Raw genomic sequence first — 14,004 nt, forward strand, 5'->3', positions numbered from 1 at the left:
CCGAGGGAGTTACAGGGGAGTTACAGGCCTAACTCCGTAACTCAGCAGAAACACAAAAAACAGAGGATTTACGCCAGACTACACGCGGCGACACACGAAACGAAAAGCGCCACGCTTACCGAACTCACAGAGTCAGGCAAGGGCGGCGCAAGCTACGTCAAACATCAAACAACAAAGCACGGTCAGCGGACACAAGAAGCGCACCGCCGAACGCCTCAGAACTCCCCACTATCACCGCCGCAGAGCAGCGCCTTGATCTCAGCCACCCCCGGATCGCCGGTCTTGCCGCTCGCCGGAACGAACAAAAAGCCAGGACGATTGCCGGTCATCTTCGCAGGAATGGCGTCGTGCTTCTTGGACAACACTTCGAGTTCGCGGCGAACAGAGTCATAACTCACACGCGCGCCCTTCGCCAACTCGGAAACCTTCTCGACCATGTCATCAATGTAGATCGGCACGCCGGCAGGCAGATTGTTCTTCTTACTTTCGATGCGCCACTTGAACTCATACTCGGAAAGTGCCTTGGCGAAGAACACCTCCATAATCGGGTCGCGCGGCGTACCGCGTCCTGCGGCCATTTCTTCGGCGTTGAAGTCGAACACCTTCTGGGCGGCTTCACGCACGAATTTGTCGTATGCCGCGTTGCCGTTTTCCTCCATCCACGCGCGACACTCGGCCATCACTTGCCAGAACTCACTCTCGAAGTTGGTGAAGTCGGCCTGAAACCCTTCTTGCCACTGCGGCTTACCGTCCTTGTCGTCCAACTGCCCAACAAACATGGGGAAGAAGCGCCGGTTGCCGGTTTCGTCCCGTTGCAGGCCCTCGTACTTGTTGCCGTCCATGATGACAACCCACTGCCGCAACTGATCGAAGTGGCCCTCGTACTTGTAGTGCATCTTGTCGGACGTTTGCGTTATGAACTGCTTGGTCGTGTTCATATCGCCTTTCGAGAAGCCAGTCATTTCTCCGATGTTGGCGACAATCGTTCGTCCGGTCGCTTCCCGCAGGAAGTCATTCTTGTTGTTCGTGGAAAGGTCGAGTTGAACAGCGGTCGCTTCTTTGTCGCCCATACCGATGCGGCAAATCTCGTTCGAGAAGCGCGACTTGCCCGCGTTCTGCGCTCCGATAAGCGAAAGCACGATAGGCGCGAGACAGCCTGGCCGCGTGATACGGTTGTACAAAGAAAGCCAGAAGTACCGCCCGAAGTAACGATTCAGCGGCGTGTCTTTCGGCTTGAAAATCTCAATGAGCCGCTTCTCCAGACGCTCCTTCTTGTCCCATTCCGGCACGCGCTTTTCGAAGCTGATGATGAGGTCGTTTTGCTTAACCTTCATCGCCCACTCTTTGAACGCTTTCCGAACACCGTCGATGGGTTGCGCGGTCAATCCCGCGACGCGCATTGCTTCGATGATGGGAACCATCGAATACCGTTCGTCCACCACCTCACCCAAGTGATCCACGAACCGCCCGCGAAACAAGTCGATGTGCGGCCTGCCCTTTGCCGCGTCCTTGCCAAAAACGACTTCGAAGAAGTGCGCGCGGTTCAGGTCGCACGAAATAGCTTTTATTGCTCTTAAGCCGCCGCCCAAGCTTTTCTCTTCGACTTCCGGCCACGCGAACGCGGGAGTCCCGCCCATGACCTTCATCGCACGCGCACGCTTGATTAGGTCAGGCTCTTTTCTCCGGATTTCAGCAAGCGCTTCCTCGGTTGTCTCCTTCTTCATCGCGTTGACGATCTTGAACTTCCTCGTTCTCTCTTGCGCTTCATACCACTCATCGCTGAAGCCAGCGTCTTTCATGGGGAAGTCGCCTGAATCATCGTCGTTCACGCCTTCGCCAGCTTCAAGATTGGCCGTATCAATGCCGTCCAGCGCCTCCCGTACGGACTCCGGATTACCCGTTTCTACACCGTTGTTTTCACTCGACTTTTCAGCGGCTTGCATAGTAAGATAGACCTAGTTTCCGTTGTACCCGGCCCGTATCGCGACAACCGCCCACTCACCCAGTGAACCGTCGCATACGGGCTTTTCTTTTTGCCTAGTTCGGATAAACGAGCTTCGAACGGCAATTCCCAACCTGCAAAAGAAAACGGGCGGCCAGTAAGCCGCGAATCGAATCGCGACGCTGGACCACCCGTTCTGAGAATTCTCGTCCGCTTTAACTACCGGGCGCGGAAATGCCCTACCGATTGAACCTAATGCTTCTCCGACTTACTCGCTGCGCGGCGTGTATTTAACGCCATCCCCACGTGCCCGATGAATGTCGAACGGCACATCGCCCCCCTCTACTACGTGGCGCAATGCCGAACGAAAGAAGTCACTCACGGAAATGTCGCGCTCGCGCAATGCTTCACAGGCCAGCGTCTTAAGCGCCGGGTCTATGACTGTTCGCATTTCGATGTACTTCGCGGCCATGATTGGCTCCGATTAAGAGTTAGCGCCTAGTTTACCTAACTCCGCCAATGAATAGGTACACTAAATCGAAAATATTTTCACGATAGTTTTCGACTCTCACAATTTTCGAAATTCCGAGAGTGTTGTAACAACGACGGTTACATACGCGCGGTGAGCGCGGAAAGAAAAACGCCCACCGATTAGGGCGGGCGTTACTTTTGGATCGCTTCGGCCATCCTCCGAATCTCCGCCATCCTGCGGCGGTAGGACCGTTCGGAGTGTATATGCACGGTCGCGACCGCGAGAAAGCCGAGAAACGCTCCCACGGTCGCTACTAGGTCGAAGGTGCTCACTCCGCTGCTGCGGCTTGTACGAGCGCGAAGGCGTACATCTTCCCGCCCGACTCGAAAACGCTCTGTCCCGCTGCCTTTAATCCGAGGCGGAACTTAATGTGCTTTTCGAACGGAAGGCGGAGTGCGCGGAAGGCTTCTGCGACTGAGCGGTGTTCGGTCGTCTGTCCGTCGAACGTGACGCGTACGCCGTGCTTCTGTATCCGGGCGGCTCGTACCTTCTCGTTAGCCCACGACTTCGCGACGCCCGCCGAGTTGCCGAGCTTCGGGAGCTTAAGCGCCGGAAGTCCGAAGTCTGTGCGGCGCGGGAAGTCGAAGAAGAAGTCACTCCGCTTCGGGAAGCGGAAGGCTGCGGCTACTGCGGGCGCGGCGGCTTTCGTGGACTTCTTAGCGGTGATGGTTTTGCGTGCGGTCATTTCATACTCCTAAGCATTCTGGATGGTTATCGGTTTGCTTTCTCATTCCTGCTCACTACGGAAAGAATTCTGCTCCAGCGGACAAAGGATGCGTTACAGAAACTTACAAATTCTTGACTGATTGTTGCTATCAGCCCGCCGCGACCGATAGGATATTGACCCGGTCGAGCGCCTCGCGCGTCCGGTCCACTCGAAGGTGGCCGTAGTGCTTGTCGATCATCGCGGTACTCGTCCCGGCCATCCGCGCGACCGTGAAGACGTCCATGCCGCCCGCGATGAACTCGCTAATCGCCGTGTGACGAATCGAGTACAGGACTAAGGAATCGTCCAGCCCTGCGGCGCTCACCGCCCGGTCGAACGCATCGCCCCAACTCTCCTTCCGCCATCTCGCGCCGCCCGTAGTCGTGAAGAGAAGCGCCTGCCCTATCCGGAATTCGGCACGGCTGCGGAAGAACGCCAGCGCGGCAGAGGACAGCGGAATGACGCGGAAGCCGGTCTTGCCCGTAAGCTGGACGGTGCCCTGCTCGCGGTCGAAGTCGCACGCGCGCACTCCCGCTATCTCTCCCGGACGGGCGGCTGTAAGGAGTAGCGCCGTTACGAGTGCCCGGAAGTCGGGCGCGGCAGCGGCTAGGAGCCGTTCGCGGTCCGCCGCAGGTACGAAGCCCTGTCTCCGCCTTCCGACTGCGCGGAACGGCGCGACGGCTCGCCAAGCCGCATCCGTGTCGATAAGTCCCAGCCGGTGCGCGAAGTTGAGCGCGGCCTTGAAGGAGGACAGTTGTCGATTCGCGCTGTCCTTCGCCGCCCGGAGCGATTCGCCTTCCTTCCCGTCCACCTGCTTCCGGACCCAATCTAAGATGTGTACGGTCTTTAGGTCTGCGAGAGCCAGAGCGCCGATAGGCTGGTTGTCGATCATGTACCGGAACCGTGCGGCGGAATCCTTCGCGGCTTTCTCGGACTTGTGAAGTTTCTGGTGCTCGACATACAGTGCGCACGCCTTCCGAACCGTCATGGCTTCGGGCGCGGCTTCCTCCACGACTGGCCGCGCGGCCCATTCGAGTACGCGCCCTGCGGCTGTATCGAAGTCGGGAAGGTCCGGCCCGAGAGCGACGAAGCGTTGCCGCCCTTCGTCCGTCCGCAGTCGCCCTAACCAGTGTCCTCCCGTCTCCGTACGGCGAAAACCTACGTAGAGTCCAGCGCGGATTCGGGACCAGTACGGCTCACGGCGAGGCGCTAGGCGGTCGCGGGAGGTCTTGCTATTGATCAGGTTTGAAGCGGTCGTCATTAGGTTCTCCGTACGAAAAAAGTACGAAAAGCCTAACGGAAAATTGTGAGGAAACGCTATTAAAACGCACGAAATTGCTTAAAAGTGCTTGGCTTTCGGGTTTCCCACGTCCTTCACACGGCAGGGGTCACTGGTTCGATCCCAGTACTACCCACCAGAATTCTGGTGCTGGTAACGCCAAGACACCGAAGACCAAAAGGCCCAAGTCTAGCGACTTGGGCCTTTTTCATTTCCGCGCGCGAACGAGGCACTCACGTCGCCCAAACGCCCCGCGCCATGCCGCTCGCCGCAATCACCATCACGATGACGAGCGCCGCCTCGAGATCGCTCATCCACGCGAAGCGCCGCGCGCGCGTCAGGTCGATCGCCCCGCCCTCCGCCAGCGCCGCACGCCAGCGGATCAGCGCGAGCATCGGCGAGACTTCGATCAGCAGAATGACCACGAGCGCGGTCATCTTCAGGTGAAAAAGCGGCTCGTGCAGATAGTACGCGCCGCCCTTCTCGAAGCCGCCGAACGCGCGCGTCAGGCCGGTGACGACGAGGACGACAGCCGCGATGCCCCACAGCGCGTCCGACCGGAACACGTCACGCAGACGCAATGCGTTCGCTTGCACCGATTCCGCCGCGTCCAGCCGGCGCAATGCGCGCGCACGCGCGAGCACGGAACCCAGCGCGAAGCCGAAGGCGAGCAGATGAATCGCGGCGAGCAACCAACGTATCAGCATGCTTTCCTCCCACGATCGACAAGAAAGACCGGTACGGCTCGGCCCGATGCAGCTTAGACCTGGCTCAGCGTGGCGTCGAGCGCGCGTGCGGCGCTGCGGTCGCTCTCGGTGGAAAGCGGCGCGCGAAAAACCGTCGTGCGATTGTGTCCGGCCGCGGCGGGCGAATCCCACAGCAATTCCACTTTCGGACGCCGCGAGAACCAGCTTCGCCGCTCGATACCGTTCGATGCCGCGGGCGCTGCGGCCGGCTGCGCCGATGCCGCCAGCACCGGCCACTTCACCGACAATTCTCGTGCGTCGTACTGGCCGAGCTTGCGGCTCTCGGCCCAGACCATCGCCGTGCGCGTGACGGGATCGAGCGAAATGGCATAGCGGCCGATGGCGAAGCGCCGCGCCGCGATGTTCGTGCGCCATAGCGCGCGGGGCCGGCAAATCCACATCACCACCGCGTAGAGCGCCGGCGCGACCGCCAGCCAGCCGTTGGTTTCAGCGAGCGCGTGAACGAAGCGCCGCCAGCCCGATGTCCAGACGAACGCCCCGACAGAGAAGATGGCGAAGCCGAAGGTCAGCAGCGCGAGCAGCCTCAGCGCCTGCCGAAGCCACTGCGGCAACGGATGCAGCGGACGCTCCATGCGCGGCTTCGCGCCCGGCAGCACGATCAAAAGGAAGATGAGGACGAGATTGAGGCACGCCCACGGCGATGAAGTCATCGCGCGCACCGAGGAGAGATAGCCCATCTGCGACATGGAGAGCGCCCATCGCGCCGCGAGAATCACGCCGATGGCCCGCAGCGCGAACAGAGTTCCTGCGCCCGGTGCCGGGCTCGCGCTGGTTTGCTTGGTTCTCGCCAAAAGGTGCGCTCCTGTCCACGAACGTTGCCTGCCGCCGCTGTCTGTGCGAGCGGGCGGCCACTGCGCCTTGCGCAGCGCAAAGCTCGGACATTATAGGGAGATTACGGAGGCCGTCATTGGTTTCGCTTCGCGCATGCGGCGTGGCGCTCGTTTTACGCCGCGACTGTGCCATTACGACAACGCCCCGCGCACCTTTCGGCGGGCGGGGCGTTCTCCGAGCCGCATCGCTGCGGCCGCAGGACAGCGGACGGCTTACTGCTATCAGGCGTTCACTTCGCGCAGAACGGTGCGGCGCTTCTGGCGCAGCAGTTCCTCATAGTTCTGCACGTAGCGCGCCGCCATGACCTTCGACGAGAAGCGCGTCTCGAACGTCTCGCGGACCTTCGCGCGCGACAGCGAGTCGAGGCGCTTGACCGCGGCGATCGCCGAGAGTTCGTCTTCCACGACAAAGCCCGACACGCCGTTGTCGATCACTTCCGGCACCGAGCCGCGATTGAACGCGATCACCGGCGTGCCGCAGGCCATCGCCTCGATCATCACGAGGCCGAAGGGCTCCGGCCAGTCGATCGGGAACAGCAGCGCATGCGCGTTGCCGAGGAACTCGGTCTTCTCGGCCTCGCTGATCTCGCCGATGTACTCGACGTGCGGCAGCGCGAAGAGCGGCTTGATCTCTTCTTCGTAGTAAGCGCGGTCGGCCTTGTCCAGCTTCGCGGCGATCTTGATCTTCATGCCCGCGGCCTGCGCGATGCGGATGGCGCGGTCCACGCGCTTTTCCGGCGAGATGCGGCCGAGGAACGCGAGGTAGCCGGGCTTGACGTTCGGAATCGGCTTCAGCAGGTTTTCCGGCAGGCCGTGGTACACCGTCGAGAGCCAGTTGGCTTGCGGCAGCGGCTGGCGCTGGTTGTCGGAAATCGACACCACCGGCACGTCCTTGAACGTGTTGAAGATGGGCTGCAGTTCCGGCAGATCGAGACGGCCGTGCATCGTCGTCAGGAACGGCACCGGCTGGCGCGCGAACAGCGAGAACGGGTAATAGTCGATATGGAAGTGCAGCACGTCGAACTCGTCGGCGCGGCGGCGGACTTCTTCGAGCAGCAGCATGTGCGGCGCCATCGTGTCGCGGATGGTCGGGTCGAGGCGCAGCGCTTGCGGCCAGAAGGCTTCGAGCTTCGCGGACGTCTGCGAATCACCGCTCGCGAAGAGCGTGACGTCGTGTCCAGCCTCGACAAGAGCCTCAGTCAGATAAGACACCACGCGTTCCGTACCGCCGTAGAGCTTCGGCGGAACAGCCTCGTGGAGGGGCGCGATTTGAGCGATTCGCATGATCGTGAAACTCCTAATAAAAGGTCAGGCAAGGTACTGCTGTCATGTTTGACATCGGGAGCGAATCGCTCGGCTCGGGCGAGAGCTTTTCGCGGCGCGGCGGCCTCGTCAGCGGCTGGTGCTCGAGTGGAAAAGCGGGTCGCTGATCACCGGCTCCACGCGGGCGTTGCCACAAGCAACTTCGGAGCCATATCTCAAAAACCGCCGCGCCCAGCAATAAACGCGCTCGGGCTCGGGCGGTTGACGACTTCCTTCAGAAAGCTGTCAAAAAGTCTAAGTGAAAACCCGGAGCGCATTATGGAGCCTTTTACACCGGCGACAGGGAGTCATTTCAACTTATTTACCTTGTTACACCGGGGAAACATTTAACAAACCCCTGTTTATTAAGGTTGTTCTACATTGGAGCACGTGCTGCGGCGATGCACGGGCGGCGACTCGCTCGTTATCATCGCGAGACACCTGGAAAAGGGACGCTGGCGCATCCCATGCTTATATCGACGCTGCCGCGCGAGAAGCTCCCGGACAGGAGCACGCGCGGCGGGCCGCGCCAGCCGCCGCTTCATCGCAAAAATGCGCGCGATGTGCTTACAATGCGCGCCCAAGCCGAAGAGACGTGCTCGCGGTTCCAACGCGAAGCGCACAGTCGATGTACGGACGGCAACATCCGCCGTGCATCATTTGCCTGAACGACGTTCGCACGCCCGGTTACTGGCTACAATTCAGCGATGGAGACGGCGCCGCGCCGCCTCGGTTTCGATGTCACTCGCGCCGGCTGCGCCGACGCATCGGACAGGCAGTGCATCCGCATGGCATCGCCCGAAGGCGCAACACACGCTCAACCGCTTTACGACCCAAAAAGACCATTGGACCAACTCACCGTCTCCCAGCGTAACGCGCACAACGCCAAGCTCGCGAGCTATGCGCACCGCCCGCTCGCGTTTCTGATGCGCTACATCCGCCGGCATCCGATCGCCCATGCCATCGTGCTCGCGAGCGTCTTCGCGGCCGTCGGGTGCGCGCTGGCGTCGCAATATGCGATCAAGCATCTGATCGACGTGCTCGGTCAGGGGCGCGGCCACCCGGGCCCGCTCTGGGGCGCGTTCATGATCCTCGTCGGTCTGATCGCCGCCGACAACCTGCTATGGCGGGTCGGCGGCTGGGTCGGCGCGCATGTGTTCGTGATCGTCACGGGCGATCTGCGCAAGGACCTGTTCTCGTACCTGTCCGGCCATTCGCCGACGTACTTCTCCGAGAAGCAGCCCGGCATGCTCGCGAGCCGCATTACCGCGACCTCGAACGCCATCTACACGTCAGAGAACGTGATGGCGTGGAACGTCCTGCCGCCGTGCATCGCGGTGCTGGGCGCAATCGTGATGATCGTCGCGGTCAATCCGTTGATGGCGGCGGGCCTCATGGCCGCCTCGATCATTCTCGCGCTCGTGCTCTACCGGCTCGCGAAGCGCGGCTCCGCGCGGCATCACAGCTTCGCGTCGAAGGCGGCTTCGGTGGATGGCGAACTCGTCGACGTCATCGGCAACATGGCGCTCGTGCGCGCGTTCGGCATGACGTTCCGCGAGCAGAAACGCTTCGGCTCGACGGTGAAGGCCGAAATGGTCGCGCGCCAGCAAAGCCTGCTGTACCTCGAAAAGCTGCGCCTCTTCCATGCCGTCGTCACCGCGATTCTGTCCGCTGGCCTGCTCGGCTGGGCGTTGTGGCTGTGGTCGCAAGGTCGAGCGACCTCGGGCGATATCGTGCTCGTCAGTTCGCTCGGCTTCACCATCCTGCACGGCACGCGCGATCTCGCCGTCGCGCTCGTCGATGTGACGCAGCACGTCGCGCGTCTCGCCGAAGCCGTGCAGACGCTGCTGGAGCCGCACGGCATGCCGGACCGGTCGGATGCGACGGAACTCGTGCCGCAAGGCGGGCGCGTCGATTTCGAAGGCGTGACGTTCGCGTATCCGCGCCGCCGGCCGATTCTCGACAACTTCCATCTGCATATCGAGCCGGGGCAGCGCGTGGGCCTGATCGGCAAGTCGGGCGCGGGCAAGTCGACGGTGCTCGCCCTGCTGCAACGCTTCTACGAGACGCAGAAAGGCAGCATCAAGATCGACGGCCAGGATATCGCCACGATCACGCAGGACAGCTTGCGTCACGCCATCGCGCTCGTGCCGCAGGATATTTCGCTGTTCCATCGCACGGTGTTCGAGAACATCGCGTACGGGCGTCCGGATGCGAGCCGCGAGGAAGTGCTCGCCGCCGCCCGCGAGGCGCGCTGCACGGACTTCATCGAGGCGATGCCGGAAGGTTTCGATACGATCGTCGGCGATCGCGGCGTGAAGCTGTCGGGCGGCCAGCGCCAGCGCATCGCCATCGCGCGGGCCATTCTGAAGAACGCGCCGATCCTGCTGCTCGACGAAGCCACGTCCGCGCTCGACAGCGCGTCGGAAGAAGCGATTCAGCAGGCGCTCGACCGGCTGATGATCGGCCGTACGGTGATTGCCATCGCGCACCGGCTCTCGACGCTGCAGAACTTCGACCGGATCATCGTGATGAGCGCGGGCCGCGTGATCGACGACGGCTCGCCGCAAGAACTGCGCGAGCGGCCGGGGCTGTATCGCGAGTTGCTGGCCAAGCAACATGGCAAGCTGCCTTCCATCGTCGCGACGCCGCACAAGCAGCCGGCCTGACAAGCGAGTGACGAATAAGCCGCGTTTTCTGACAAGGAAACGCGGCTTTTTTGCGTCTATCGCGCTTTCAGATCCCGCAGGAAGTTGTCGCGCCACACCGATACGTTGTTGTCGCGCAAGAGCGCATACATCTCCTGATGCCGGGCCAGGCGCTCGTCGAGCGGCATCGCGAGCGCGGTGGCGAGCGCATCCGCCATGCCGTCGATGTCGAGCGGATTCACGATCAGCGCCGCCGTCAGTTCGCGCGCCGCGCCCGCGAACTGCGAGAGCACGAGCACGCCGGGATCCTCGGGGTTCTGCGCGGACACGTATTCCTTCGCGACCAGATTCATGCCGTCGCGCAGCGGCGTCACGAGGCCGACATGCGCCTCGCGAAAGAGCGCGGCGAGCACCGGCCGCTCGTACTGGCGATGGATATAGCGAATCGGCGTCCAGTCCAGCTCCGCATAGCGTCCGTTGATGCGCCCCGATTCGGCTTCGAGCTGCTGGCGAATGTCGCGATACGCGTCGACGTCCGTGCGCGTCGGCGGCGCGATCTGGAGCAACGACACGTTGTTGCGCTGCTGCGGATCGTGTTCGAACAGACGCTCGAACGCGCGAAAACGCTCGACTAGGCCCTTCGAGTAATCCAATCGGTCGACGCTCATCACCAACTTGCGCTGATGCAGCGTCTCCTTGACGATCTGCACGTCGCGCCCGCCCTCGCCATCCTTCGCGAGCGCGCGCACTTCGTCCGGATACACGCCGATCGGATACGCCGCCGCCTTCAGCGTCTGCCCGAACGCGTGAATCTCGACAGGCTTGTCAGCGTGCCGCGTGAGCGCCCCGCCCGCCTCGCTTTCGATGTAATCGCAAAACGCGCGCACGTCCGGCTCCGTCTGAAAGCCGAGCAGATCGAACGCGCAAAGCGCCTCGACCAGTTCGCGGTGACGCGGCACGCTCAACAGAATCTGCGACGCGGGAAACGGAATGTGCAGAAAGAAGCCGATGCGATTCTCGACGCCCAGCGCGCGCAAAGCCTGCGCGAACGGAATCAGATGATAGTCGTGCACCCAGATGACGTCGTCGGGCCGCAGCAGCGGCGCGAGCCGCGCGGCGAGCCAGTGATTCACGCGGCAGTAGCCGTCGTATTCGTGGCGATCGAACTCGATCAAGTCCGGACGATAGTGGAACGCGGGCCACAGCGTCGCGTTCGAAAAGCCGCGGTAATACTGGTCGTAGTCGCGCCGCACGAGCCCGATGGTCGCGAACGTCACCGGTCCGTGCTCCTCCAGCGTGATGCCGTCGGGCGGCGTGGAGAGGACTTCGCCGCTCCAGCCGAACCACACGCCGCCGGTTTCCTTGAGCGCGTCGTAGACGCCGACCGCCAGCCCGCCCGCTGCCGGCCCGCCCTCGGAAATCGGCGCGACCCGGTTCGAAACGATAATCAGACGGCTCACGCGTGCTTCCCCGCCGTTCCCGCGATCACTTGCAGCCAGTCGAGCAGCAGTTCCACCGATTCGATCCGCGAGCGCGCCACGGTCTCGCCCGGTCCGACCTTGATGGACAGACCATCGAACTCGTTGACGACCGCGAAACCTTTCTCGTCGGTCAGATCGTCGCCGATGAACACAGGCTTACGGCCCGTGAACGGCGGCTCGGCCATGAAGGCGCGCAACGCGCGGCCCTTGTCCACGTCTTTCGGCTTGATCTCGTACACCATCTTGCCGGGCTGGAGCACGTAGGCATCGGCGTAGTCGGCGACGAGCCGCTCGGTCGCCGCGCGCGCAGCCGGCTCGCGGTCGGGCGCGTTACGGTAATGCAGCGCGAGCGCCGCGCCCTTGATCTCCAGCAGCATGCCGGGATTGGCGCTCACCACGCCCTCCAGCACGTGCTCCATGCGCAGGAGCCGCTCGTCGTTGAAGCCGATGCGCTGGACATCGCCATTGGCGTCGCGCCGCTCGGCGCCGTGCATGCCCGCGACGGGCAGATCCGGAATCTGCAAGAACGAGTCGATATTATCGATGCCCCGCCCCGACACGACCGCGACCGCGTTGTTGGTCGCGCGTCTGAGCGCAGCGAGAATATCGGGCACCGATCGCGGCACGAAAATGCCGTCCGGCGTGGAGGCGAGTTCGACGAGCGTGCCGTCGAAATCGAAGAAAAATGCGGTCTCGGCGAGAGACAGGGAATCGGGAAGAATTTGCATCGGTCGTTGGCCTGTGGTTTCCCTTTGACGGCGCGCGGCGCGCGAAGTGTTGCGCATCTTACGTGCGCCAGCTTTCGGTCCGGAAAGCCGCGTGACTGACGAACGCATTCGGCGAGCCTTCCGTTCATCTTCGACGAGCTTTCAGCACGGCGGGATTGTGCGGCAAATCGTCTCAAAAATGGTCCGCAACGTAGATGATGCGCCACCTCGCTCGGCAAAGGCGTGTATTTTGCGACAGATGTTCCTGCCGTCAAAGCCCGGCGCCTATCGCGGCCCGATCCTCCCGATGCACACTTCGTTCCCCGCTTCGCCTGCAACGCCGGCCGCGCGCTGGCGCCGTTTCCTTGCTTCGCTCGCTTTTCTCGCGCTCGCCGCGTGCTCGCGACCGGGCGAGCCCTGGCATCTGACGGACGTCTCGGGACACTTGCCCGACCTCCACTTCTCGCTCACCGACGACAGCGGCGCGCCCGTGACCGGACGCTCGTTCAAGGGACACACGACGCTCGTCTACTTCGGCTACACGCATTGCCCCGACGTGTGCCCCGAAACGTTGGCTCGCCTGATACAAGTCTTACAGCGCGTGGGCCCCGACGCGGACAACACGCGCATCCTGTTCGTTTCCGTCGATCCCGCGCGCGACACGCCGCCGCTCTTGCGCGCGTACGTCCGCGCGTTCGACGAAAAGCACGCCGTCGGCCTGACCGGCAGCGACCGCGCCATCGAAGCGGTCGCGCAGCGGTATCGCATTGCGTATCAGATGGAAAAGCGCGATCCGAACGGCGCCTACGAGGTCTCGCACAGTTCAGGCGTCTATATCTTCGATCGCGAAGGCCACGCGCGCCTGCTTGCGACGGACCGCGATTCCATCGACGCGATCGCGGCCGATCTGCGCCGCGTCATCCATTCGAAGGACGCGTGACATGAGCACGCTTATCTATTGGCTCGACCCGTGGGAGCCGTCGCCGACGGTCGTGATCGCGGTGCTCATCGCCGCAGTTCTGTTCGCGCGCGGCGCGCGGCATGCGCGGGTCTCGATCTCGCGGCACATCGCGTTCTGGCTGGGCTTGAGCGCGCTCTACGTGGCGCTGCACACGCGGCTCGATTACTTCTTCGAGCACGAGTTCTTCATGCATCGGCTGCAACATCTGGTGCTGCATCACCTCGGGCCGTTTCTGATCGCGCTGTCGTATCCAGGCGCGGCGCTGCGCGCCGGCGTGCCGTTCGCCTGGCGGCAACGCTGGCTGCGCCCGCTCACCGAGACGCGCGCTGCGCGCATGTTCTTCGATATCGTGTTCAATCCGGCTGTCGCGGTGCTGCTGTTCGTCGGCCTGATCTACTTCTGGCTGCTGTCGCCGATCCATTTCAAGGCGATGCTCGATGCCCGGCTCTATCGCGTGATGAACTGGAGCATGGTGATCGACGGCCTGCTCTTCTGGTGGCTCGTGCTGGACCCGCGGCCCGCGCCGCCCGCGCGGCTCGCGCCGGGACGACGCATTCTCGTCGTGATCGCCGCGATTCCGCCGCAGATCATTCTCGGCGCGTTCATCTTTTTCACGCCGCACGAGCTGTATCCGATCTATTCGATCTGCGGCCGCGCGTTCACGTGGATCACGCCGATGCGCGATCAGCAGATCGGCGGTCTGTTGCTGTGGATTCCCGGCTCGATGATGAGCGTGATCGGCGCGTTGATCGCGCTGCGCCACTGGCTGCGGCTGTCGGCGCGCTCGCGGCTGCGTCAGGAGCGCGCGACGCGCGTCAATCCGGTGCGCGCGACCGCGTCATGAGTCAA

Annotated in this window: 12 protein-coding genes; 3 read left to right on the forward strand and 9 right to left on the reverse strand. The window is 62.7% G+C overall.

The window, feature by feature from the left end; translation table 11 throughout:
- Positions 1-215: 215 nt before the first annotated feature.
- The 7 genes from NCR35_RS10970 to NCR35_RS11000 form a co-directional block, all read right to left on the reverse strand.
- Positions 216-1,943, reverse strand: a complete 1,728-nt coding sequence (locus tag NCR35_RS10970; protein WP_250534378.1) for a VapE domain-containing protein — start codon at positions 1,941-1,943, stop codon at positions 216-218.
- 267 nt (positions 1,944-2,210) lie between these two features.
- On the reverse strand, positions 2,211-2,414 hold the full coding sequence (locus tag NCR35_RS10975; RefSeq protein WP_250534379.1) for a hypothetical protein: 204 nt from the start codon (positions 2,412-2,414) through the stop codon (positions 2,211-2,213).
- A 328-nt stretch (positions 2,415-2,742) separates the two neighbouring features.
- On the reverse strand, positions 2,743-3,159 hold the full coding sequence (locus NCR35_RS10980; protein WP_250534380.1) for a hypothetical protein: 417 nt from the start codon (positions 3,157-3,159) through the stop codon (positions 2,743-2,745).
- Between the two features lie 130 nt (positions 3,160-3,289).
- The gene (locus NCR35_RS10985; protein WP_250534381.1) at positions 3,290-4,441 is read right to left on the reverse strand and encodes a tyrosine-type recombinase/integrase; all 1,152 of its coding nucleotides are present in this window, start codon (positions 4,439-4,441) and stop codon (positions 3,290-3,292) included.
- 251 nt (positions 4,442-4,692) lie between these two features.
- Positions 4,693-5,166: a DUF2214 family protein gene (locus NCR35_RS10990; RefSeq protein WP_250534382.1), complete on the reverse strand. Its 474-nt coding sequence runs from the start codon at positions 5,164-5,166 to the stop codon at positions 4,693-4,695.
- A gap of 53 nt (positions 5,167-5,219) precedes the next feature.
- On the reverse strand, positions 5,220-6,017 hold the full coding sequence (locus NCR35_RS10995) for a hypothetical protein (protein ID WP_250534383.1): 798 nt from the start codon (positions 6,015-6,017) through the stop codon (positions 5,220-5,222).
- A 261-nt stretch (positions 6,018-6,278) separates the two neighbouring features.
- Positions 6,279-7,340 (reverse strand): glycosyltransferase family 4 protein, encoded by a 1,062-nt coding sequence (locus NCR35_RS11000; RefSeq protein ID WP_244846896.1) that lies wholly within the window; start codon positions 7,338-7,340, stop codon positions 6,279-6,281.
- Between the two features lie 806 nt (positions 7,341-8,146).
- Between NCR35_RS11000 and NCR35_RS11005 the strand changes: the two genes are divergently transcribed.
- Positions 8,147-10,027, forward strand: coding sequence for an ABC transporter ATP-binding protein (locus NCR35_RS11005; protein ID WP_244140226.1), 1,881 nt, complete (start codon positions 8,147-8,149; stop codon positions 10,025-10,027).
- A gap of 56 nt (positions 10,028-10,083) precedes the next feature.
- Here NCR35_RS11005 and otsA read toward each other — a convergent pair whose 3' ends face one another.
- Positions 10,084-11,466: an alpha,alpha-trehalose-phosphate synthase (UDP-forming) gene (gene otsA / locus NCR35_RS11010; protein WP_250534384.1), complete on the reverse strand. Its 1,383-nt coding sequence runs from the start codon at positions 11,464-11,466 to the stop codon at positions 10,084-10,086.
- Entirely contained in the window at positions 11,463-12,215 is a 753-nt protein-coding gene (gene otsB, locus NCR35_RS11015; protein WP_250534385.1) for a trehalose-phosphatase, read from the reverse strand. Before otsB ends, otsA begins: the two co-directional genes overlap by 4 nt.
- A 286-nt stretch (positions 12,216-12,501) precedes the next feature.
- Between otsB and NCR35_RS11020 the strand changes: the two genes are divergently transcribed.
- A complete protein-coding gene (locus NCR35_RS11020; RefSeq protein ID WP_250534386.1) occupies positions 12,502-13,134 on the forward strand; it encodes an SCO family protein in 633 nt (210 codons plus the stop codon).
- 1 nt (position 13,135) lies between these two features.
- Positions 13,136-13,999 (forward strand): cytochrome c oxidase assembly protein, encoded by an 864-nt coding sequence (locus tag NCR35_RS11025; protein WP_250534387.1) that lies wholly within the window; start codon positions 13,136-13,138, stop codon positions 13,997-13,999.
- Positions 14,000-14,004: the final 5 nt, after the last annotated feature.

The sequence above is a fragment of the Caballeronia sp. AZ10_KS36 genome, from assembly GCF_023631105.1.
Taxonomy (GTDB): domain Bacteria; phylum Pseudomonadota; class Gammaproteobacteria; order Burkholderiales; family Burkholderiaceae; genus Caballeronia.